Below are 21,865 nucleotides of genomic sequence, written 5' to 3'. Positions count from 1 at the left end.
CATTGTTACAGCTCTGAGACGGCGGCGTAAGGGACACCGCCATGGCGGCACTCTGCTGCCGGCGCGGGGGCAGGGAACCTGGCGGGCAGGTGGCTCAGCCGCTGTGGCCGTTGGCCGCCAGCCGGGTCTCGAGGTTGTTGAAGAAAACCGCCAGCATCAGCTCGAAGGCTTTCGTGGCCGCCTCCGGCTCGTTCATGACCACGAAGTCGAACTGGAGCCCGTAGAAGGTGGAGGTGAAGAGCCGCGCGTCGGTATCGGCGAATTCCTCCGGTATCCCCTGGACCATCAGCCAGTCGCGGGTCTTGTGGTGGAGCATTCGGAAGTGCTCCTGCGATGTTCCCCGCGGCTCGGCGGCAACGATGTCCTGCGCCGTGGCTTCAAATTCGAGCCGGGTCAGGTGCCGGTTGCGCTGCGCCATGGTCCACTGCCAGGAGTCCAGCAGGAACTCCCGCCAGGCGGCACGGTCGATGTCCCGCACGTCGGTGTTGCGCATCCGGTCCAGCCGGGATTCGATGGAAACAACGATGTCGTTGATCAGCTGGTCGCGGCTCCCGAAGTGGTACACCAGCACGTAGGCGCTCATTCCCAGGCCCTCGGCCAGGCTCCTGAAGGTGAGCTCGGCCAGCGTCTTGTCCATCAGATAGTCAAGGATGGCGGCGAGGAGCTCGGCCTTGCGTTCGTCTCGTGTGGGGCGGGCCATAAGTCCAATCCTAAGTGGGGCTCCGTCCTGGCAGCCGGGCATGCGAATGCCCGCCCGGGCAGGCCTGGGCGGGCATTCGGTGAATGGTCAGACGCGGGTGAGCTCGTCCCCGCCGTCGCGCACCTGGCCGGTGGCCGTTCCGTTGACCGCGGTGCTGGCGTCGCCGAACCGCTCGTTGAGGCGGGAGTGGCGCTGGCCGTAGGCGAAGTAGATCGCCAGGCCGATTGCCAGCCAGATGGCAAAGAAGATCCACGTCTCCACCGCGAGGTTGGTCATGAGGTAGAGGCACAGCACTGCGGACACAATGGGCAGGACCTTCCCGAACGGAACGCGGAAGGCGGGCTTAAGGTCAGGCCGCTTCTTGCGGAGCACCAAAATGCCGAGGCTTACCACCACGAACGCGGACAGGGTTCCGATGTTGATCATTTCTTCCAGCAGGTCCACGTTGGTCAGCCCGGCCACCAGTGCGACGGCGGCTCCGCAGATGACCTGAAGGCGCACCGGCGTCGAACGCTTCTCGCTGGTCCGCGACAGCGCCCGGGGCAGGAGGCCGTCGCGGCTCATGGCGAGAACCACGCGGGACAGGCCCATGAGGAGCACCATAATCACGGTGGTCAGGCCCACCAGCGACCCGAAGGCGATGACCTTGGCCGCTGAGGTGTCGCCCACGGCCTCGAAGGCGGTGGTGAGGGTGGGGTTTTCCGCCTCGGCCAGCTGGGTGTAGGACACCATGCCGGTCAGGGCCAGTGAGACCAGGATGTAGAGCAGGGTCACCAGGGCGAGTCCGCCGAAGATCCCGCGCGGCAGGGTCTTCTGCGGGTTCTTCACTTCTTCGGCAGAGGTGGCCACCACGTCAAAACCGATGAACGCGAAGAACACCAGCGCGGCGCCGGCAAAGATGCCCAGGGTGCCGTACTGGGCCGGGGCGGCTCCGGTGAGGAAGCCGAAGAACGACTGCTTGAGGACGTCTGCCGTGCCCGTGCCGCCGGTGGGCTCGGCGGCGGGGATGAACGGGGCGTAGTTTTCGAACTTCACGTAGGTGAAGCCCACCACGATGACAAAGAGGACGACGCCGATCTTGATCAGGGTGAAGATGTTGCCTACGCGGGCGGACAGTTTGGTGCCAAGGACCAGCAGCACGGTGAAGACGGCGACGATCAGGAAGGCGCCCCAGTAAAGGTCAACCCCGCCCAGGGAGACTGCTGCCGGAATGTCGGCACCCATGAGTGCAAACACCTTGCTGAGGTAGATGCCCCAGTACTTGGCGATGACGGCTGCCGCGGTGAAAAGTTCCAGGATCAGGTTCCAGCCGATGATCCAGGCGAGGAGTTCGCCCATGGTGGCGTAGGTGAAGACGTAGGCGGAGCCTGCCACCGGGATGGCGGTGGCGAACTCGGCGTAGCACATGATGGCCAGCGCGCAGGTGACCGCGGCGACGGCGAAGGACAGGGTCACTGCCGGTCCGGAGAAGTTGGCTGCCGCTTTGGCACCCACGGAGAAGATGCCGGCGCCGACAGCTACGGCGACGCCCATGATCATCAGGTCCCAGGTGCTGAGGGAACGCTTGAGCTTGCGTCCGGGCTCATCGGCGTCGGCCATCGACTGCTCGATGGATTTGGTCCGGAGGAGGTTCATGGGGATCACAATCCTGGTTTGCGAAGGAAACAGACCAGTTAACGTTAGTGTCCATCCACTGGACGGGCCGAACTGTCCCGAATGGTGAGACGGGCCATGCACCAAACTTTGTTCCTTCAAACACACTTAGGACCCTCCGGATGGAGGGTCCTAAGTGTGTTTGAGCCGAATTACTAGGCAGGCCAGTCCATGAGGGTGGAGCGGATCAGGAAGCGTTTGCCCTCCGGCGCCTCCACGGAAAACCCGCTCCCCCGCCCCGGCACCACGTCCACTGTCAGGTGGGTGTGGCTCCAGTAGCTGAACTGTTCCCGGGACATCCAGAATTCCAGGGGTTTCGGTTCCAGCCCGTCGGAGAGGTCGAAGAGGCCCAGCAGGACGTCTGCTTCCCCGGTGATGAAGTCGCCTGCCGGATAGCACATGGGCGAGGACCCGTCGCAGCAGCCGCCGGACTGGTGGAACATGAGCGGCCCGTGCTGGAGCCACAGTTTCCGCAGCAGCTGCACGGCGGCCGGGGTGAGCGCCACCCGGGAGAATTCCTCCCCGGGCAGCGTCACCGCGGCCTTCAGCGTGTCCGGCATCAGAACCTCAGGACCACGCGGCCGTCGATCTTGGCGTGTTTCATCTCATCGAGCACCGCGTTGATCTCGGAAAGCTCCCGGACAGAGACGGTGGGGTGGATCTTGCCCTGCGCGTAGAAGTCCAGGGCTTCCTCCATGTCCTGCCGGGTCCCCACGATCGAACCGCGGACCGTCAGGCCCTTGAGCACAATCTCGAAGATCGGTGCGGGAAAGTCGCCGGGCGGCAGCCCGTTGAACACGATCGTCCCGCCACGGCGTGCCATGCCGATGGCCTGGCCGAAAGCTGACGGGTGCACGGCCGTGACCAGGACGCCATGGCAACCTCCGGTTTCGCGCTGGATGACTTCCACCGGGTCCTCGTGCAGGGCGTTGACCGTCAACTCCGCTCCGTGGGCCTTCGCAAGGGCGAGTTTGTCGTCGGCTATGTCCACCGCCGCCACCCGGAGGCCCATGGCCACCGCGTACTGGACGGCGATGTGTCCCAGGCCGCCGATGCCGGAGATGGTGACCCACTGGCCGGGCCTGGCCTCGGTCATCTTCAGGCCCTTGTAGACGGTGACGCCGGCGCACAGCACCGGCGCCACCTCGACGGGGTCGGATCCCGCCGGTATGCGGGCGGCGAACCGCGAGTCCACCAGCATGTATTCGCCGAACGAGCCGTCCACGCTGTAGCCGGCGTTCTTCTGCGCTTCGCAGAGGGTTTCCCAGCCGGTGCGGCAGTACTGGCAGTCGCCGCAGGCGGACCAGAGCCAGGCGTTGCCCACCAGGTCACCGACGGCAAGGTCGGTGACGCCCTCGCCGAGGGCCACCACTTCCCCCACGCCCTCGTGGCCCGGGATGAAGGGCGGTGAGGGCTTGACGGGCCAGTCACCTTCTGCCGCGTGGAGGTCGGTGTGGCAGACGCCGGTGGTCAGGACCTTGACCAGGGCCTGACCCGGGCCGGGGGTAGGAATTTCCAGGTCCTGGACCTGGAGGTCCTTGCCGAATTCGGTTACTACTGCTGCTTGCATTGTCGTCGTCATTGGCGAAATCCTTGCGTTGTTGTACCGGGGGTGTAGCGGAGATGGAGCTCTGGTGCAGCGGCAACTCCTAGAAGAAGCCGAGCTTGTTTTCGTTGTAGCTGACCAGCAGGTTCTTGGTCTGCTGGTAGTGGTCCAGCATCATCGCGTGGTTCTCACGCCCGATGCCCGAGGACTTGTAACCGCCGAACGCGGCGCCGGCCGGGTAGGCGTGGTAGTTGTTCACCCAGACACGGCCGGCCTGGATTTCCCGGCCCGCCCGGTACGCGACGTTGCCGTTGCGGGACCAGACGCCGGCGCCAAGGCCGTACAGGGTGTCGTTGGCAAGGCCCATGGCGTCGTTGTAGTCGCTGAACTTCGTCACGGCCACCACCGGGCCGAAGATCTCCTCCTGGAAGATCCGCATCTTGTTGTGGCCCTCGAAGACCGTGGGCTGCACGTAGAAGCCGCCGGCAAGGTCGCCGGGCAGCTCGGCGCGGGCGCCGCCGGTGAGGACCTTGGCGCCTTCCTGCTTTCCGATGTCGATGTAGGAGAGGATCTTCTCGAGCTGGTCGTTCGAGGCCTGGGCGCCCACCTGCGTCTCGGTGTCCAGCGGGTTGCCCTGCACCATCTTCTCCACCCGGGCAACGGCGTCGGCCATGAAGGACTCGTAGATGTCTTCCTGGACCAGGGCGCGGGACGGGCACGTGCACACCTCACCCTGGTTGAAGGCGAACAGCGCGAAGCCTTCCTGTGCCTTGTCGTAGAAGGCGTCGTTCTCCTGGGCGACGTCGTTGAAGAAGATGTTGGGGCTCTTGCCGCCGAGTTCCAGGGTGACGGGAATGAGGTTCTGGCTGGCGTACTGGCTGATCAGCCGGCCCGTGGTGGTTTCGCCCGTGAATGCGATCTTGCGGATCCGGGGGCTGGAGGCGAGCGGCTTTCCGGCCTCGACGCCGAAGCCATTGACCACGTTCAGGACGCCTGCGGGGAGCAGGTCGCCGATGAGCTCCATCAGGACAAGGATGGACGACGGCGTCTGCTCGGCGGGCTTGAGCACCACGGCGTTGCCGGCGGCGAGCGCGGGGGCGAGCTTCCAGACGGCCATCAGGATGGGGAAGTTCCAGGGGATGATCTGGCCGACGACGCCGAGCGGCTCGTGGTAGTGGTAGGCGGTGGTGTCGTCGTCGAGCTGCGAGAGCCGGCCCTCCTGGGCGCGGACGGCGGAGGCGAAGTACCGGAAGTGGTCCGCGGCAAGCGGCATGTCGGCGTTGAGGGTTTCGCGGATGGGCTTGCCGTTGTCCCAGGACTCGGCGACGGCCAGCATTTCCAGGTTCTCGTCGATCCGGTCAGCGATCTTGTTCAGGATCGCGGCGCGCTCGGCCACGGAGGTCTTGCCCCAGGACGGTGCAACCTTGTGCGCGGCGTCGAGCGCCAGTTCAATGTCCTCGGCCGTTCCGCGGGCCACTTCGCAGAAGGCCTTGCCCGTGACGGGGGTGATGTTTTCGAAGTACTGGCCCTTGACGGGGGCCACCCACTCGCCGCCGATCCAGTTCTCGTAGCGGTCCTTGAAGGTGACCTTCGAGCCCTCGGTACCGGGCTGGGCGTAAACAGTCATTGCTAGCTCCTTTGCTGTGCATGGGGCGGGGGCCGGTTCATGGCCTCCGCCGTTGCTCCCAGCGTAGGAGGGCAAAGGTTGCAGTCAGGTTGCGCCCCACCTGCCCCCTAACCTCGCAGGCTCGGCCAGGGAACCCTGCAGGCGTGGGCCCACCCTCGCAACCCCAAAAACAACTCAGGCGCGCAGTTCGGCTTCCAGTCGCTCAAGGTCGGCCACGACGGCGGCACGCTTGGGTGAGCGGGCAGGCAGGAGTTTCAGGGCGGCGCGGCGGACCCCGACGTCGTCCCTCGCCTCCGGCAGCTCCGCGTACTTGAGCAGCGTTTCGGCGCTGCCGTCGGTGAGGACGGCTTCCCGCATCAGGGACGAGACCCTGTCCCGGAGTTCGATGATGCCGGGCGCCTCGGACTTCGGCAGCAGGGCGCCGCGGTAGATCTCGAGTGCGATCCGGTGGGCGCCGCGCTGGAGGCAGTTCAGGACCTGGCCGCTGTCCGGAACGAGGTCCATGGTGAGCTTGTAGGGGCGGGACTCCGGAACGGCGGCCGGGTTGAGCTGCTGCAGGACCTTGCGCAGCCTGACCATTTCGGCGCGCAGGGTCATGGTGGACCCGTCGCCCGGGTACAGGAGGACGCTGAGTTCCTCGGCGCTCAGTCCGTCCGGGTGCGAGCCCAGGAGGGCGAGGATTTCGCTGTGCCGGGCGGACAGCACCACGCTTTTGCCTTCGATGCTGAGCAGGGCCTGGTCCCGGCCCAACAGCTGGAGGCTGTTGCGGTACAGGCTGCCTTCTTTCGCCCCCGCCCCCGGTGACCGGGAAGCGCTGCCCGCGCTCCGCCGTCGTGCGGGCCTGCTGGCCAGCGATGCCGCCAGCTGGAGGCGCTCAACGCGGAGCTGCGCCTGCGCGGCGGCCACGGTGGCCTCGACGAGCGACAACGTGTGGGGCGCCACCGCCGTGGCCGTGCCGGTAATGTCCACCACGCCCAGGACGGCACCGGAATCCGGATCATGGAAGGGAACGGCGGTGCAGCTCCACGGGTGGACCGTCCGCTGGTAGTGCTCGGCACCGGAAATCTGGATGCCGCGGCCCAGTGCCAGGGCGGTTCCGGGAGCGCTGGTGCCAACGGTGGCTTCGGACCAGTCGGCGCCCGGGACGAACATCATGCCCTCCGCCCGGCGCTGAAGGGCGGGGTCCCCGTCAACCCAGAGCAGCCTGCCCACTTCGTCGCCCACCGCCACCAGCAGGCCACTGTCGTGGCTGGGCTGCACCAGGAGTTTGTTGATCACCGGCATGATGGCGGCCAGCGGGTGCTGCCTGCGGTAGTCCTCCAGCTCATCCAGATCCATGGCCAGCGGGGCCGCGGGGTTGTCCGGGTTCGCCTTGAAGCCTGCCGACCGCTGCCAGGATTCGCGGATCAGTGCACGCAGGCCGGGCAGCTCCGGCGCTTCGGTTAACATGCCGCCGTCGAGCTCTTCATGTGCTGCCAGGGCGCGGAGCTGCAGCGCCGCGCCGGCGCCGGGCTGGGTCAGGTTCGTCATCGAACTCCTGGTGGCTGCACTACGTCTGCAAGGGCATGGCCGCATGCTGCCGGCCAAGGGGTGGACGCCATTGTAGCGCGGCCCCGCTCCCCCACCTACGCTCTGGAGTTTTTGTCCACTTATGCAGGGTTTAAGAGCATCCAAGTCTGCATACGTGGACAAAGACTCCGGCTGGGGGCGGGACGGGTCAGCCGCGGGAGATGCGGATCATCTCCTCGCGCGGCACCACCTTGATGCGTTCGCGGACCACGTGGTCCAGGCCCTCGGGACCGGTCCAGTCAGCACCGAGCTGTGCCTCGTGGGCGTCCAGCCGGTTCCAGCCCTCCCACGTGGTGTATTCGATGCCGCGCTCTTCGAGAAGGTCGATGATGGCCTGGGGATCGGGATTCTGGGCCGGCGGCAGGGAAAGCCTGTCCTCAAGCAGGAAGCCGATGGTCTCCAGGGCGTCGCCCTTGGTGTGGCCAATCAGGCCTACCGGTCCGCGCTTGATCCAGCCGGTGGCGTAGATGCCGGGAACCGGGTTGCCTTCATCGTCCAGCACGCGGCCGCCCTCGTTCGGGATGACGCCGCGCTTGGCGTCGTACTCCAGCTCGTCCAGCGCGGAGCCGTGGTAGCCGATGGCCCGGTAAACCGCCTGGACCGGGTACTCAACGTACTCCCCCGTGCCTTTCGCGTTGCCGGTGCCGTCAAGCTGCATGCGCTCAAACTTGATCCCGGCCACCTTGCTGGGGCCGCCTTCCCCGCCGTCGGCAAGTATTTCCACCGGGCTGTGCAGGAAATGCAGGTGCAGCCGCCGGGATGAGGGGTTCTCCGATTCGGTGTGTTCCTCCACCAGCCAGTTGGTGAGGGTGTTCACCATGGTCTTGATCTGGTTGTTGCTGCGGATCGCCTCATCGGAGGCCTCATCGAATTCGAAGTCCTCCGGGTAGAGCACAATGTCGACATCGTTCATGTGGCTCAGTTCGCGCAGCTCCAGCGGCGTGAACTTCACCTGGGCTGGGCCTCGCCGGCCGAACACGTGCACGTCCGTGACCGGGGAAGACTTCAGGCCGGCGTACACGTTGTCCGGGATCTCGGTGCTCAGCAGCTCTTCGGGGTGCTTAACCAGCATCCGCGCCACGTCCAGCGCCACGTTGCCGTTGCCGATCACGGCGATTTCCCTGGCGTCCAGCGGCCATTCGCGCGGCACGTCCGGGTGGCCGTCATACCAGGACACAAAGTCCGCGCCGCCGAACGAGCCCTGCAGGTCAATACCGGGGATGTCCAGGTCCGCGTCCTTGACGGCCCCGGTGGAGAAAATCACGGCGTCGTAGAAGGCCCGGAAGTCGTGGAGCGTGAGGTCCCGGCCGTAAGTCACGTTGCCCAGGAACCGGATGTCGCCGCGGTCCAGGACCTTGTGGAGCGCGTTGACGATGCCCTTGATGCGCGGGTGGTCCGGGGCAACGCCGTAGCGGATCAGGCCATACGGCGCCGGGTAGGCCTCGAACAGGTCGATGCTGACCTCGAAGTCGCCGTCCTTGACCCCGCTGGACTTGGTCAGGATGTCCGCAGCGTAGACGCCCGCCGGTCCCGCGCCCACAATGGCGACGCGGAGGGGGCGGGAGGAAATGGTTTCGCTGTGGTTGGACACCGGAAGCCCTTCTGAACTGATCATCTGATGCATGACGTCGCGCCGAACAGGTAGCGCACAGTCCCCTATTCTAGGCCTCAGCCGCTTTTCGCCAGCGGAACCACGTCGCCCTCCCGGTACAGCAGCGCCCGCAGCTCGGCTTCGGCGGAGTCCGGCCGTTTGGGGTCGATGGTTTCGCTTTCGTGGTAATGGTCCAGCACGCGCGGGTCCACGTAGCTCTTGCGGGCGATGGACGGGGTGTTGCCCAGCACCTCGGAGGCGTCCATCATGGCCCGGCTGATGGCGCGCTTGCGTTTGGCGGCCGTCCGCTGCGGGCCGGTTCGGGCCAGGCTGGCGGCGGCCGCCGCGGTTCCGCGCAGGGTCCGGAAGTCCTTGGCGGTGAAGTCGGAGCCGGTCCGCTCCTTCACGTAGGCGTTGATGTCCGCGCTGGTCACGGGACGCCAGCGCCGGCCCTCCTTAAACGCCAGGAGCCTGGCGTTCCCGCCGCGGCGTTTGAGCTGGCGCAGCAGGGCAGCGAGGTCGGCGTCGCGGATTTCCGATTCCCAGTCCTTCCCGCTCTTGGCCGGAAAACTCAGGTGGATCCGGTCCTTGCGCACCTGCACGTGGGCGCACAGCAGGGTGGCAAGCCCGTGGCTGCCGTTTTCGTTCGTGTACCGTTCAGACCCCACCCGCAGCGACCCGCTGTCCAGCATCCTGAAGGCACCGGCAAGGACCCGTTCGCGCGTGAACCCTTCCCCCCGCAGGTCCATGGTGACCCGGCGCCTTGCGGCGGGCAGCGATTCGGCCAGCTGCAGGGCACGGTCGAACTTGACGCGGTCCTTCCGTTCCCGCCATTCCGGATGGTAGATGTACTGCCGCCGGCCCACGGCATCCAGCCCGGTTGCCTGGATGTGGCCATTTTCAAACGGGGCAATCCAGACGTCTGTCCAGGCAGGCGGAATGCCAATGCTTTCCAGCCTGTCCCGGGTGGGGCCGGGTGGCAGTGTTGAGCCGTCAAGGTCCCGGTAGCTGAAGCCCGTGCCGGCGGCGACACGGCGGTAGCCCCGGCCCGAGGCGTTGCTGCGGCGGAGCCTCACAGGGCCGTGCCCGGCCGCTTCGCGAATGTCATAAAAGCAAGCCTACTGACTATTTCCCGGATTGCATGTCCTGCCTGCTGGAATACCTGCCGCTGAGGTGGTGTTATGGGTTTCGTGCCCTCTCCCCACGGATCCTCCCCCGTTACCGTCCCGGCTGCCGCCGGTTCCGCCGCAGGCTCTTCCCCGGCAGCAGGCCCCAAGGCAGTGGACAAGGAGACGACGGCGGGAGTCCTCTTTGGCATCGCCGCGTACGGGCTGTGGGGGCTGCTCCCCCTGTACTTCTTTGTGCTCATGCCGGCCGGCGCCGTCGAAATCGTGGCAAACCGGGTGGTGTGGTCGCTGCTGTTCTGTGCACTCCTCATCACGGTTACCCGCGCCTGGTCCGCCCTGGCCCGGGCGCTGCGGAACCGCGCCGTGTTCGGTTCCCTGGCCCTGGCTGCCTTGCTGATCGCAGTCAACTGGCTCACCTACACCTATGGAGTCACCACCGGGCAGGCCGTTGAGGCGTCCCTTGGCTACTTCATCAACCCGCTGGTGTCCGTACTGCTGGGCGTGTTTGTCCTGAAGGAGAAGCTGCGGCCGCTGCAATGGGCCGCCGTCGGCATCGGGTTTGTTGCGGTAGGCGTCCTGACCTATTCCTACGGCAAGCTCCCGTGGATCGCCCTCACCCTGGCGTTCAGCTTTGGCCTTTACGGCTTCGTCAAGAAACGGGTGGGGCCAAGGGTGGACGCCGTCACGAGCCTCAGCGTGGAAACCATGGTGCTGGCCCCGTTCGCAGCGGCCACCATGATCTTCCTGGCCGTAACCGGAACCGACACCCTCACCACGCAGGGTCCGGGCCATTTCTGGCTCCTGGTGGCGTCCGGCGTGATCACGGCTGTTCCGCTGCTGTTCTTCGGCGCTTCCGCCCGCAGGCTGCCCATGACCACCATCGGCCTGCTCCAGTACTGCGCTCCCGTCCTGCAGTTCATCCTGGCCCTCGTGGTATTCAGGGAAGCGATGACCGTGGAACGCTGGATCGGGTTCGGAGTGGTGTGGCTTGCCTTGGCTGTCCTGACCGTGGACATGCTGGGGGCGGCGCGCAGGAACTCGGTGGCCAAACGCGCAAAGCGGGGCACATGACACCTCCTTCCGCGGGAAAGACCAGGCGTGCCCGCATCCGTATCGCCGTCGCTGCCTTCCTTGCGCTTGCTGTCCTCGCGGTGCTGGTGCTGCTCACAAACCTCCCGGCGGCGGACCAGCCGCCCGGACCTGCCAGCCCTGAACCGTCCTTGCCCACCACATCGGCACCGGCGGCCGAGGGGCCCGCGGTGGAAACATCCAGCTTCTCGGGATCCGGCGACGTGGCGGACGACGCTGCCATCTGGGTAGACCCTGCCAACCCGGCCAACAGCGTGGTGATCGCGGACAACAAGGCGTCCAAGGGAGGCGGCATCGGGGTCTTTGGGATGGACGGCAAACTGGTCCAGTTCCGCCCGGACGGGATGATCGGCAACGTGGACCTGAGGACGGGGTTCCCGCTGTCCGGCAAGCCGGCTGTGCTGGTGGGCGGGAACAACCGGACGGACGACACCCTTGCCCTGTGGACCCTGGACCCCGAAACCAGGACCCTCGCCCCCGTGGCGGCAGGCAGCATCAAGACGTTCGCACCCAACTACGGCTTCTGCATGTACCGCAGCAGCGCCAGTGGCAAGTTCTACGCCTTTGTCACCCCGAACGAGGAAGGGTCCATCCAACAGTTCGAGCTGGTTGACGACGGCGACGGCCGGGTGGACGCGGAGCTTGTCAGGGAGCTTCCCATCAGCAGCATCACGGAAAGCTGCGTCGCGGATGACGAACTGGGGCACCTTTACGTTGCGCAGGAAGATGTCGGCGTCTGGAAGTACAACGCAGAACCCGACGGCGGAACGGAACGGGCCGCCATGGACAAAACCGGCGCGGGGCGCCTGGTGGCGGACGTGGAGGGAATGGGCATCAGCTACGGCCCCGGCGGCTCAGGCCACCTGTTCGTGTCCAGCCAGGGCGACTCCACCATCGCCGTCTATGACCGCTCCGGTGACAACGCCTTCATCAAGAAATTCGCGGTGGGCGGGAACGGGAATATCGACGGCGTGTCCGGAACCGACGGCCTGGACGTGACGGCATTGAACGCCGGGCCGCAGTTTGAGCAAGGACTCCTGGTGGTCCACGACGAAGACAACAAGGGCGGGACAACGTCCAACCTGAAGTACATTCCTCTTGCCTTTGTTTTGGAGTAACAAAACCCCAGGCCCCGGAAGCGTTGCTTTCGGGGCCTGGAGTTTGTTCGCGCCGTTGCGAGGTGGCGCTGGCTCTGTACGGGGTGTTACGCGTTGGCCCTGATGGCGGCCGCGAGAACGTCCAGGCCATCGTTGAGCAGGTCATCGGTGATGACCAGCGGCGGCAGCAGGCGGATCACGTTGCCGTAGGTTCCGCAGGTCAGGATGATGACGCCTTCCTTCAGGCAGGCAGCGGCAACGGCCTTGGTCAGTTCCGGGTTGGGTTCCTTGGAGCCGGCCTGGACCAGTTCGATGGCCAGCATGGCGCCGCGGCCGCGGATGTCGCCGATCACTGAGGAGCCGGCACCGGCCAGCTCGGCCTGAAGTTCGCGGAGCCGGCCGGTGGCGAGTTCCTCGATGTGGCGGGCACGCCCGTTGAGGTTGTACTCCTCCATGGATCCGATGGACGCCAGCGCGGCAGCACACGCCACCGGGTTGCCGCCGTAGGTGCCGCCCAGGCCGCCCGGGTGGACGGCGTCCAGCAGGTCTGCCCGGCCGGTGATGGCGGACAGCGGCATGCCGCCGGCGATGCCCTTGGCCATGGTCAGGATGTCCGGGACAACTCCTTCATGGTTGACGGCGAACCATTCACCGGTGCGGCAGAAGCCGGACTGGACCTCGTCCGCAATGAACACGATGCCCTTGTCCTTGGCCCATGCAGCCAGTGCCGGGAGGAAGCCCTCGGCCGGGACGATGAAGCCGCCCTCGCCCTGGATGGGTTCGATGATGATCGCGGCAACCTGGTCCCCGCCGATCTGCTTTTCGATCATGGTGATGGCGCGCTTGGCGGCCTCGGCACCGGTGATCTCCGGGTTTTCCTCGCGGTAGGGGTAGCTCATGGGCATGCGGTAGACCTCGGGCGCGAACGGGCCGAAGTTCGTCTTGTACGGCATGGCCTTGGCGGTAAGCGCCATGGTGAGGTTGGTACGGCCGTGGTAGGCGTGGTCGAAAGCCACGACGGCGTCGCGTCCGGTGGCGAGGCGGGCCACCTTGACGGCGTTTTCCACGGCCTCGGCACCGGAGTTGAAGAGGACGGTGCGCTTCTCGTGGTCGCCCGGGGTGAGGCGGTTCAGCTGCTCGGCCACGGCCACGTAGCCCTCGTAGGGGGTCACCATGAAGCAGGTGTGCGTGAAGTGCTCCACGGCTTCCTTGACGGCCCCGACGACGGCGGGATCGGACGCGCCCACGCTCGTCACGGCGATGCCCGAGCCGAGGTCGATGAAGGAGTTGCCGTCGACGTCGTGGATGATCCCGCCGTCGGCGTCTGCAACGTAGACGGGGACGCTGGAGGCGACGCCGGCTGCGACGACTGCCTTGCGGCGTTCGGTCAGGGCTACTGACTTGGGGCCGGGGAAGTCAGCCTGGACCCGGCGCTTCTGCTCCAGGCGGAAGGTGATGTCTGATGCTGTGGTGGTCATGGGAAGGCCTTTCTTTGAAGCCTGGGGTTTGGTGCGGTGGGGAATTAAGAGTCGAGGGCGGACATCACGTGCTTGATGCGCGTGTAGTCCTCAACGCCGTACATGGAGAGGTCCTTGCCGTAGCCGGACTGCTTGAAACCGCCGTGGGGCATTTCGGCGGTGAGGAGGATGTGGGTGTTGATCCAGACGGCACCGAAATCGAGGTCCCGGCTGAGCCGCATGGCCGTGCCGTGGTTGGACGTCCACACGCTTGAGGCGAGGGCGTAGTCCACGTCGTTCGCCAGCTCAACAGCCTCTTCCTCTGTGCTGAACTTCTGCACCGTGATGACGGGTCCGAAGGTTTCCTTTTGGACAATGTCGTCGGTCTGCCTGGCGCCGGTGACGATGGTGGGTTCGAAGAAGTAGCCCTTCTCCCCTGCACGGTGGCCGCCAGTGACAATCTTGCAGTTGTCCGGCAGGTTTTCCACCACCGAGCTGACGGCGTTGAAGTGGTTAACGTTGTTGAGCGGGCCGAAGTAGTTGTCCTCGTCGTTCTGTGAGCCCGTGCGCAGGGTCCTGGTGTGCTCCACCATGGCGGCCACGACGTCGTCGTGCACGGAATCCTCCACCAGGACCCGCGTGATGGCCGTGCAGTCCTGCCCTGCGTTGAAGAACGCGAACTCGGCAATCGCCGCTGCACTCTTCTTGATGTCGGCGTCCTTGAAGACAATGGCGGGAGCCTTGCCGCCAAGCTCCAGGTGTGCACGCTTGAGGCCCTTGGCTGCACCCGAGGCCACGGCGATGCCGGCGCGGACGGAGCCGGTGATGGACACCAGGCCGGGGACCTTGTGGTCCACCATCATGGCGCCGGTCTCACCGGTGCCCAGCACCACGTTCAGGACGCCGGCCGGGAAGATTTCACCGGCCAGGCGGGCCAGGACCAGGGTGGATTCCGGCGTGGTGTCCGAGGGCTTCAGCACCACGGTGTTGCCGGCGGCCAGGGCGGGGCCGATCTTCCAGATGGCCATCAGGAACGGGTAGTTCCAGGGCGCCACCTGCGCCACGACGCCGATGGGCTCGCGGCGGACGTAGGAGGTGTGTCCCTCGAAGTATTCACCGGCGGACTTGCCTTCAAGGATGCGGGCGGCACCGGCAAAGAAGCGGAGCTGGTCGGCCCCGGCGGCCACTTCTTCCGACGCGATCAGGGACCGCACCTGGCCGGTGTTGCGGTGCTGGGCCTCCACGAGTTCATCGCTGTTGGCCTCGACGGCGTCTGCCAGCTTGAGGAGCATAAGCTGGCGCTGGCCCGGGGTGACGTGCTTCCAGGTTTTGAAGGCGTCCTTCGCCGCGGTCATGGCAGCGTCCACATCGGCCTGCACCGAGACGGGCGACTGCGCCACGACCTCGCCGTTGGTGGGGTTCACGATGTCCAGCAGGGCGGTGCCGGCAGGAGTGACGAACTTCCCGTTGATGAAGTTCTGCAAGGTTTGGACCACGGTGTGCAACCTCTTTCGTAGGGGCCTTCCGCGCCCGGGCTGAATTCAGGGCGGAGGGATGGAACTGCCTTGAGCCTATGCCAGCACCCCAGCCCAGTGAATAGCCACCTGCACACCCTTCCTGAGCCTATTTAGTGCGGTTGCCCAGCACCCCTTTATCCTTGATCCATGGCCATTTCCCTTGCCGCCCTCCTGGGTGTGAACTCCCTGAAGCTGACCAAAGCCGGGCTCGCGGAAACCACCTGGCACCAGGACATCAACTGGGTGGCGGTGACCGAACTGGAGGATCCGCACCGCTTCATCAACGGCGGTGAACTGATCCTCACCACCGGCCTGCGGCTGCGGTCCGCCCCGGAGCAGCGGCGCTTTGTCCGGCAGGTGCAGCGGGCCGGCGCCGTGGGCATCGGCTTCGGCGTGGGGCTCTCCCACGAGACGGTCCCCCCGGCCCTGCTGGCGGAAGCCAACCGCTGGGGGCTGCCCGTGGTGGAGGTCCCCTACGAGACGCCCTTCATCGCCATCGGCAAGCTGGTGGCCGATGCCCAGTCGGCGGACCACTACGCAAAACTTGAGCGGCTGATCGCCGGGCACCAGGTGCTGGCACGGGCGCTGCTCACCGGGGGCGGGCTTGCCGAACTCCTCAAGCACCTGGGGGGCATGCTGCGCACCGATGTTGCCCTGAGCCAGTTCACGGCCCAGCTCTACAACAGCAGCAGCGAATCCCCTTCGGCGGACACGTGGTCCTCCTACCCCGTCCCCACCGGCCGGCGGGACGCCTGCACCTTGTGGGTCCGGCAGCCCTTCGAGGACTCTGGCATCATCGGCTATGCCCAGAACCTGATCAGCGTGGAGCTGAACAACATGGTCAAGCAGCGCCAGGCCCAGCGTGCGTTGTGCGGCCAGGTCCTCGAGGACGTGATCCACGGGGCCCTGGAAACCAGCGAGGCCCAGCGGCGGCTGGCGGGCGTGGGTGTCAACAGCACGCGGAAGAACGTGGTGCTGCTGGCTGTTTCCGCCGCGCACAACAAAGCCCTGGTGAGCACCTCGGTGCCGCGCGAACTGGAGAACGCGGTGGCCGCCGTCGTGGGCAAGGACCTGGTCCTGGTGATTAATGACGACGGCGTGGGCGCACCTGCGCTGGCCCGTAAACTGAGCGACCACCTGGCCGAGGCGGGCCTGCACGCGACCATCGGCATCGGCGGGGCGTACACCAAGCCCAACGGCCTGCGGTGGAGCTATTTCGAGGCCCGGGACGCCGCCAGCCACGGCCTGCCCGTCAATGAACCGGAGCGGCTGAGCCTGACGTCGCTGCTGCTCGCCAGCGAGGACGTGCCGCTGGCGGACATGGCCAACGAATCCCTGAACCCGCTGCGGACCTTCGACGCCGCCCACGGATCGGAACTGATGGCCACCCTGGAGAGCTACCTCAACAACAACGGCTCGGTGGCCGCCGTGGCGGAGGAACTCACGCTGCACCGCAACACGGTCCGCTACCGGCTGGCCCAGATCACAGAGCTTACCGGGTACGACCCCGCCGTCACCACGGACCGCGTCCAGCTCTGGCTGGCCCTGGCCGTGGCCCGGCTGGGCGCGCGGCAGGGCAAGTAACCCCGGCGCCGGAAGTGCCCGGGTCCTAAAGAACCCCGCGGCGCAGCAGCTCGCGGGATTTCCTGCGGGCTTTCCGGTACTTGGCCTCGGCTGCGCCCATTTCTTCGGCCTGGCGCGTGCGCAGCGCGGTCAGTGCCGCCGCCTCCGGGGCGGCCATTTCCGTGTCCGAACCTACGGCGCCCAGCAGGTCGCGGGCTATCACGGCGTCATGGAAGTTGCCCAGGATTTTCTGCTGCCGCTGCGCCGCCTTGGCCACTTTCCGGGCGCGCTTGCCGCGTACCAGGGCCGCCGTTTCCGCCACATGGCGGAGCCGCTTGGCATCCTTGCGTACCTGGTGGAGTGCGTTTTCGTGGTCTGTCCCGCGCCTGGCCCGCGTTGCCGCCCTGTGCGAACGCTGCAGGCGCCTGGCCGACTTGTCCACTGCCTTTGCGGACACCCGGCGGCCGCGGGCCACCGCTTCCGCCCGGACCGGAGGGGTGTCCCGGAAGGCGTCGAGTTCGTCCAGGAGCCGGAAGTAGCGCTCCGACCGCAGGGCCTCCTGCAAGCGCCGGTACCCGTCGTCGAACGCGCCGCCTACTCTGCGCTCCACCAGGTCCCTGGCGGCGTCAACCCCCTCGCCCGGAGGCAGTTCACCCAGGTGCCCGCGCAGCCTGTCCAGCAGGACCTCGGCATCCCGCGGTCCGCCCAGCAGCTGGCCCAGCCACTTCAGCTCGTCCCGCAGATGCCGCACGGGCCGGGCGGCATAGAGCTTGCGGTAGGCCGCGAGCGCGGAACGGAGCCGACGCACGGCCGACCTCATGTCGTGCACGGACTCGGGTTCCTCCAGCCGGACCTTGGGGTCCTGGGCCAGGATTTCCTGGATCTGCCCGGCGAGGTACGCAGTGACGACGGCGGCCGCGGGCGCCTTCTTGCCGGCAGCAAGGTCCGGGGTGCTTTGGTCCTGAATGCTGTGGTCCTGGATGCTTTCGTCCGTGGATGGGCCGGCGGCCTGGGACTGGCCGGCGCCCGGCGAAGTGCTGCCGGCCGCGCCGCCCAGTTCGCTACCTGGGCCGGCGTCCGGTTCGCCGCCCGGTTCGCCTCCCAGCGCGCGGGCAAGCTTGGATGCGTGGCCCGCAGGGCGGGCGCCGGCCTCCACCAGCAGTTCCTCAGCCGGGGCGAAGAGCCCGGGCCCGCCGTGGACAAGTTCCAGTTCCCACTCACGCCAATGCTGCTGCCCGCCGGAGCCTTCCCGCCCCCCGGGGTGCAGGCGCTCCGCCGTCACCCGGTCATCGGCCAGGTCCGCCAGGTGCACGCCGTCCTCGCCGTAGAGGGCGTGCGTGGTGCGGCGGGTTTCGAGCCGCACCACCGGCGCCACGGACGCTCCGCGGAGATAGGCCCGGATATGGTCGAGCAGGCTGTCCGGCACCACGCCGGGCTGCCCCAGCGGGGCGTGCAGTTCCCGCCGCTGCTGGGGTTCCGTGCCGGTGGTCCCGGTTTCCAGCGGCGGCAGCTTCAGGTGCCAGCCTGCGTCGGTCCCGCCCGTCCGCCGGCGAAGGGTAATGCGGCGAGAAGCGAGGATGTGCCGGTCGGTGTCGAAGTAGACGGCCTCCAGGACATCGGTATGGGGAGCCGCCACCCTGGCCACGCCGGGAAGCCTGTCCAGCGCTGGCACGGCGGCGTCGTTGCCGACGTCGTACTTCTTTTCGATCTCAAGTCCCTGCGAAGCCTTCACAAGCTGTCCCTTCCGCATCGGCGCGCGCCGGGTCCGGACCAAGGCGTCCGGGCTCCCGCTGGCAGTCTATTGCCCCCGGCCGCGGAGCCGGGAGAGCTTGGCCACAGAACTCCAGACATCAAACGTCTAACCTTTAGAGTGGAGGGATGTCTGCCCCGTATCCTTCCGCCACCCAAGCGCCGCCGGCCGCTGTTCCGGCCGCCGCAGGGCCAGTCCCAGCCCCCGCCGCGGCAACGGGGAATGCCAAGCCCCGCTCCGCCGTCGTCTTCGGTGTTATAGCGCTGGTGCTGATCGGGCTGAACCTGCGGGCGGGCATCACCGGAGCGTCCGCGCTTCTGCACGACCTCCAAGCGGTGCTGGGCTACGGGGCGCTGGTGGCCGCCATCATCCCGTCCATTCCCACGCTGTGCTTCGCGCTTGCAGGGGCGGGCACGTCCTGGCTGACGGGGCGGCTGGGTGTGGAGAAGGCGATCCTCGTGGCCCTGGCCATGCTGGCCGGCGGGCTCCTCCTGCGCGGCATTCCCGCCACCGGGATGCTGGTGGCAGGCAGCGTCGTGGGTATGTCCGGCCTGGCCGTCTGCAACGTGGCGATGCCCTCCTTCATCCGGGAACACTTTGCCCAGCGGACGTCGCTGATGACCGCCGTCTACACGGTGACCATGACCACCGGCGCCACCGTCACCGCCGTCGCGGTGGTTCCGCTGGCGCAGGCACTCGGCTCGCCCTCGGCCGCCGTCGGCGCCATCGGCATCACCGCTGTGGCGGCGCTCGTGGGCTTCCTTCCCGTGGCGCTGCATGCGCACCGGAACAGTCCCCGGGCGGCCGGCGGGCGGATCTCCCCCTGGCCGTTGCTGCGGACCCGCAAAGGGCTGCTCCTCACCGCGATTTTCACGCTCCAGGCCCTGCTTGCCTATGCCCTGCTGAGCTGGTTCCCGTACATGCTGACCACCATGGGCCTGGGCGCGGCGGACAGCGGACTGATGTTCGGGCTGATGCAGCTTGTCTCCGTTCCGGCCGGCATGGTGCTGATCGCCGTCGGTTCCCGTCCGCGGATGCTGCGGCCCGCGTTCTACCTGGTCAGCATCACCATGGTGGCGGGCCTGGTTTCGCTGCTTGTCCTGCCGGTGGGGCTGGCCGCCGTCCCCGCGGCGCTGCTGGGGTTCGGCCTGGGTATCTTCCCGCTGGTGATGGTAATGATCAGCCGCAGCGGGGTGAGCACGGCCGAAACCACGGCCCTGTCCACGCTGGCGCAGTCCACGGGCTACCTGCTGGCCACCGCGGGGCCGTTCGGAATGGGGCTGCTGCACAGCGCCACCGGCGGCTGGACCCTGCCCCTCCTGATCCTCCTTGCCCTGGCGCTGGCCCAGATCGTGGTGGCGCACCTGATCACCGGCAAGGCCATGACCAACGCCGTGGGAAGGAAGTAACAGCCATGGCCCTGAGCCCTTCCGCCCGCCCACCGCTCGCTGACGAGGTCACTGCCAAACTGCGCGCCATGGTGCAGTCCGGTGAATGGCCCCTCCACCAGCGCATCCCCTCCGAACCGGAACTCATGGCCGGCCTGGGGGTCTCGCGCGGCACCCTCCGCGAGGGCATCAAGGCCCTCGCCCACAGCGGGATGCTGGAGGTGCGGCGCGGCGACGGCACCTATGTCCGCGCCACCAGCGAACTTTCCGGCGCCGCACGGCGCATGTACCAGGACCATACCGAGCAGCACATCCTTGAAGTCCGGCTGGGCCTGGACACCCAGGCTGCCCGGCTGGCGGCGCGCAATGCAACGGCCGACGACGTCACGGCCCTGCGTGCGCTGCTCACCGCCCGCGACCACGCCTGGAGCCGCGGAGACTACGAGGCCTGGGCCAGGGCGGACTGGGGGTTCCACGAAAGGGTGGCACAGGCCTCCGGCAATCCCCTGCTGCACGAGCTGTACCTCAGTTTCGGCAGCGCCTTCCACCAGGACCTCCTCAAGCAGCAGCGCCGGCCCGGCTTCGACGGCCGCCCGCGCGAGGGGCACAACCTCCTCGCGGACGCCATTGAAGCGCGGGACGAGGACGCCGCGGCCGCCACTGTTGACCGGAACCTGAACTCCTGCGCGGAGTGGCTGGCAGGATAGTGCAGCATCCGGGGTTTCGTCAGGGCTTAATCGGTCAGTAGGCTTACTATCTGAAGAAGGTAGTCCTGTCCGCCACCTATCCCGGCGCGGCGGGCTCCGCTGACGATGAGGAGTTTCCATGGCGCGATCATCACGCCTGACCGAGCATGAGCTGGGCAAAGAGCCCTCGCAACCGGCAGGGACGGATTCAACCGGGACGGACTTATCAGGGACGCCGCGAGCGCAGCGGCCGGCAGCCCGGGTTCCCAGGGAAATCAAGTCCCCCTCCCAGCTGTGGGGTGACGGCCTGGGCCGGGTGGGCATCCGATCGGCCCAGGTACTGCTGATCCTCACCGTGGCGGTGGTATCCGTCTACGCGCTGATGCAGATCAAGCTCCTGGTGATTCCCATCTTGATAGCGCTGATCCTGGCCGCCGCGATAGGCCCGTTCGTGAACATGCTCCGGCGCCGGGGCATGCGCGGTGGACTGGCCACCGGCATCGCGTTCATCGGCCTGCTGCTGCTCCTTGGCGGCGTCGGCACGGTGATCTACTTTTCTGTCCGCAGCCAGTGGGGCGAACTGGCCCAGCAGGCCTCCTCGGGTTTGGATGAGCTGGAGCAGTTCCTGCTGACCGGCCCGGTTCCCATCGACCAGGAGCAGCTTGACCAGGCACGGCAGGGAATCGTCGACTTTGCCACCAGCAGCCAGGTGCGTTCCGGCGCCATCACCGGCCTGTCCATGGTCACGGAGTTCATTGCCGGCGCCAGCCTTATGGTCATCATCCTGTTCTTCTTCCTCAAGGACGGCGCCAAGATCTGGAACTTCTTCCTGCGCCCCTTCAGCGGGGCCCGCGAGGCGAAGCTGCGCCGGGTGGGCAGCCGCACCCTCGAGGTACTCGGCGGCTACGTCCGCGGGACCGCCATCGTGGCCCTCGTGGACACCGTGGCCATTGGCGCGGCGCTGCTGATCATGCAGGTCCCGCTGGCCTTCCCGCTGGCCATCATCGTTTTCCTTGGCGCCTTCATTCCGCTGGTGGGTGCCACTGTTGCCGGTATCCTCGCCGCCCTTGTGGCCCTGGTGGCGAACGGGCCGGTGGTTGCCCTGATCGTGGTGGCCGTGGTGATCGCGGTCAACCAACTGGAGGGCGACCTCCTGCAGCCGATCGTCATGGGCAAGTCGCTCCAGCTCCACGCCCTGGTGATCCTGATGGCCCTGACGGCCGGCACCATCCTGGCGGGAATCGTCGGCGCCGTCCTGTCTGTTCCGCTGGCGGCCGTCACCTGGGCCATCATCCAGGTCTGGACGGCTGAAGACCCACACCTCGAGGACATGAACCCGGACCTCCCGCCGGCCGGCACCAAACCCATCTAACCCTCCGGAGTTTTTGTCCAGATATGCAGACTTCCAAGGCCTGAAACCCGCCATATCTGGACAAAAACTCCTTTAAGGGGAGGGGACGCGCGACGACGGCCCGGCACCTGGGTGCCGGGCCGTCGTCGTGCGT

17 protein-coding genes are annotated in these 21,865 nt (G+C 67.0%); 6 read left to right on the top strand and 11 right to left on the bottom strand.

From position 1 onward, the window contains the following. Window positions 1-94: 94 nt before the first annotated feature. The 8 genes from WHH00_RS04340 to WHH00_RS04305 all read right to left on the bottom strand — a co-directional run bounded on the left by WHH00_RS04340 (window position 95) and on the right by WHH00_RS04305 (window position 9,762). Complete coding sequence (locus WHH00_RS04340) at window positions 95-700, bottom strand: TetR/AcrR family transcriptional regulator (protein WP_406636855.1); 606 nt, start codon at window positions 698-700, stop codon at window positions 95-97. Window positions 701-787: 87 nt separating this feature from the next. Then, a complete protein-coding gene (locus WHH00_RS04335) occupies window positions 788-2,335 on the bottom strand; it encodes an amino acid permease (protein WP_406636853.1) in 1,548 nt (515 codons plus the stop codon). A 173-nt stretch (window positions 2,336-2,508) separates the two neighbouring features. Continuing rightward, window positions 2,509-2,913 (bottom strand): DUF779 domain-containing protein, encoded by a 405-nt coding sequence (locus WHH00_RS04330; protein WP_406636851.1) that lies wholly within the window; start codon window positions 2,911-2,913, stop codon window positions 2,509-2,511. Next, window positions 2,913-3,935 (bottom strand): alcohol dehydrogenase AdhP, encoded by a 1,023-nt coding sequence (adhP, locus tag WHH00_RS04325; RefSeq protein WP_406636849.1) that lies wholly within the window; start codon window positions 3,933-3,935, stop codon window positions 2,913-2,915. The genes WHH00_RS04330 and adhP overlap by 1 nt, the downstream gene beginning before the upstream one ends. 67 nt (window positions 3,936-4,002) lie before the next feature. Next, window positions 4,003-5,526 carry an aldehyde dehydrogenase family protein gene (locus WHH00_RS04320; protein WP_231455108.1) on the bottom strand — a complete coding sequence of 508 codons (1,524 nt, stop codon included), beginning with the start codon at window positions 5,524-5,526 and terminating at the stop codon, window positions 4,003-4,005. A gap of 174 nt (window positions 5,527-5,700) precedes the next feature. Then, window positions 5,701-7,056, bottom strand: coding sequence for a GAF domain-containing protein (locus WHH00_RS04315; protein WP_406636847.1), 1,356 nt, complete (start codon window positions 7,054-7,056; stop codon window positions 5,701-5,703). Window positions 7,057-7,243: 187 nt separating this feature from the next. After that, window positions 7,244-8,710, bottom strand: coding sequence for an FAD-dependent oxidoreductase (locus WHH00_RS04310; RefSeq protein ID WP_406636845.1), 1,467 nt, complete (start codon window positions 8,708-8,710; stop codon window positions 7,244-7,246). Window positions 8,711-8,763: 53 nt separating this feature from the next. Beyond that, a complete protein-coding gene (locus WHH00_RS04305; protein ID WP_406636843.1) occupies window positions 8,764-9,762 on the bottom strand; it encodes a DNA topoisomerase IB in 999 nt (332 codons plus the stop codon). Between the two features lie 105 nt (window positions 9,763-9,867). On the opposite strand from WHH00_RS04305, the gene rarD reads away from it, so the two are divergent. Both rarD and WHH00_RS04295 read left to right on the top strand, forming a co-directional pair. Then, complete coding sequence (gene rarD / locus WHH00_RS04300; RefSeq protein ID WP_406636841.1) at window positions 9,868-10,884, top strand: EamA family transporter RarD; 1,017 nt, start codon at window positions 9,868-9,870, stop codon at window positions 10,882-10,884. Continuing rightward, window positions 10,881-12,020, top strand: coding sequence for a phytase (locus tag WHH00_RS04295; protein ID WP_406636839.1), 1,140 nt, complete (start codon window positions 10,881-10,883; stop codon window positions 12,018-12,020). The genes rarD and WHH00_RS04295 overlap by 4 nt, the downstream gene beginning before the upstream one ends. A gap of 86 nt (window positions 12,021-12,106) precedes the next feature. Here the strand turns inward: WHH00_RS04295 and gabT are convergent, their stop codons facing one another. Both gabT and WHH00_RS04285 read right to left on the bottom strand, forming a co-directional pair. Then, a complete protein-coding gene (gene gabT, locus WHH00_RS04290) occupies window positions 12,107-13,477 on the bottom strand; it encodes a 4-aminobutyrate--2-oxoglutarate transaminase (RefSeq protein WP_406636837.1) in 1,371 nt (456 codons plus the stop codon). Window positions 13,478-13,521: 44 nt separating this feature from the next. Next, window positions 13,522-14,952: a gamma-aminobutyraldehyde dehydrogenase gene (locus WHH00_RS04285; RefSeq protein ID WP_350004524.1), complete on the bottom strand. Its 1,431-nt coding sequence runs from the start codon at window positions 14,950-14,952 to the stop codon at window positions 13,522-13,524. Between the two features lie 168 nt (window positions 14,953-15,120). On the opposite strand from WHH00_RS04285, the gene WHH00_RS04280 reads away from it, so the two are divergent. After that, complete coding sequence (locus tag WHH00_RS04280) at window positions 15,121-16,557, top strand: PucR family transcriptional regulator (protein WP_406636835.1); 1,437 nt, start codon at window positions 15,121-15,123, stop codon at window positions 16,555-16,557. A gap of 25 nt (window positions 16,558-16,582) precedes the next feature. Here the strand turns inward: WHH00_RS04280 and WHH00_RS04275 are convergent, their stop codons facing one another. Beyond that, on the bottom strand, window positions 16,583-18,268 hold the full coding sequence (locus tag WHH00_RS04275) for a CHAD domain-containing protein (protein WP_406636833.1): 1,686 nt from the start codon (window positions 18,266-18,268) through the stop codon (window positions 16,583-16,585). Between the two features lie 146 nt (window positions 18,269-18,414). Here WHH00_RS04275 and WHH00_RS04270 point away from each other — a divergent pair, with 146 nt between their 5' ends. The 3 genes from WHH00_RS04270 (at window position 18,415) to WHH00_RS04260 (ending at window position 21,732) form a co-directional block, all read left to right on the top strand. Then, window positions 18,415-19,695, top strand: coding sequence for a CynX/NimT family MFS transporter (locus WHH00_RS04270; protein ID WP_406636831.1), 1,281 nt, complete (start codon window positions 18,415-18,417; stop codon window positions 19,693-19,695). Window positions 19,696-19,700: 5 nt separating this feature from the next. Then, window positions 19,701-20,381 carry a FadR/GntR family transcriptional regulator gene (locus tag WHH00_RS04265; protein ID WP_406636829.1) on the top strand — a complete coding sequence of 227 codons (681 nt, stop codon included), beginning with the start codon at window positions 19,701-19,703 and terminating at the stop codon, window positions 20,379-20,381. A 118-nt stretch (window positions 20,382-20,499) separates the two neighbouring features. Further along, complete coding sequence (locus tag WHH00_RS04260) at window positions 20,500-21,732, top strand: AI-2E family transporter (RefSeq protein WP_406636827.1); 1,233 nt, start codon at window positions 20,500-20,502, stop codon at window positions 21,730-21,732. Window positions 21,733-21,865: the final 133 nt, after the last annotated feature.

This window comes from Pseudarthrobacter quantipunctorum (assembly GCF_045291495.1).
GTDB classification, from domain to species: Bacteria; Actinomycetota; Actinomycetes; order Actinomycetales; family Micrococcaceae; genus Arthrobacter; species Arthrobacter quantipunctorum.
This window is presented reverse-complemented; position numbering and strand designations above follow the sequence as displayed.

Excerpts from the sequence above, each read along its gene's own strand:
- WHH00_RS04340 (WP_406636855.1), bottom strand. The coding sequence starts at position 700 with ATGGCCCGCCCCACACGAGACGAACGCAAGGCCGAGCTCCTCGCCGCC.
- WHH00_RS04335 (WP_406636853.1), bottom strand. The coding sequence starts at position 2,335 with ATGAACCTCCTCCGGACCAAATCCATCGAGCAGTCGATGGCCGACGCC.
- WHH00_RS04330 (WP_406636851.1), bottom strand. The coding sequence starts at position 2,913 with ATGCCGGACACGCTGAAGGCCGCGGTGACGCTGCCCGGGGAGGAATTC.
- adhP (WP_406636849.1), bottom strand. The coding sequence starts at position 3,935 with ATGACGACGACAATGCAAGCAGCAGTAGTAACCGAATTCGGCAAGGAC.
- WHH00_RS04320 (WP_231455108.1), bottom strand. The coding sequence starts at position 5,526 with ATGACTGTTTACGCCCAGCCCGGTACCGAGGGCTCGAAGGTCACCTTC.
- WHH00_RS04315 (WP_406636847.1), bottom strand. The coding sequence starts at position 7,056 with ATGACGAACCTGACCCAGCCCGGCGCCGGCGCGGCGCTGCAGCTCCGC.
- WHH00_RS04310 (WP_406636845.1), bottom strand. The coding sequence starts at position 8,710 with ATGATCAGTTCAGAAGGGCTTCCGGTGTCCAACCACAGCGAAACCATT.
- rarD (WP_406636841.1), top strand. The coding sequence starts at position 9,868 with ATGGGTTTCGTGCCCTCTCCCCACGGATCCTCCCCCGTTACCGTCCCG.
- WHH00_RS04295 (WP_406636839.1), top strand. The coding sequence starts at position 10,881 with ATGACACCTCCTTCCGCGGGAAAGACCAGGCGTGCCCGCATCCGTATC.
- gabT (WP_406636837.1), bottom strand. The coding sequence starts at position 13,477 with ATGACCACCACAGCATCAGACATCACCTTCCGCCTGGAGCAGAAGCGC.
- WHH00_RS04280 (WP_406636835.1), top strand. The coding sequence starts at position 15,121 with ATGGCCATTTCCCTTGCCGCCCTCCTGGGTGTGAACTCCCTGAAGCTG.
- WHH00_RS04270 (WP_406636831.1), top strand. The coding sequence starts at position 18,415 with ATGTCTGCCCCGTATCCTTCCGCCACCCAAGCGCCGCCGGCCGCTGTT.
- WHH00_RS04265 (WP_406636829.1), top strand. The coding sequence starts at position 19,701 with ATGGCCCTGAGCCCTTCCGCCCGCCCACCGCTCGCTGACGAGGTCACT.
- WHH00_RS04260 (WP_406636827.1), top strand. The coding sequence starts at position 20,500 with ATGGCGCGATCATCACGCCTGACCGAGCATGAGCTGGGCAAAGAGCCC.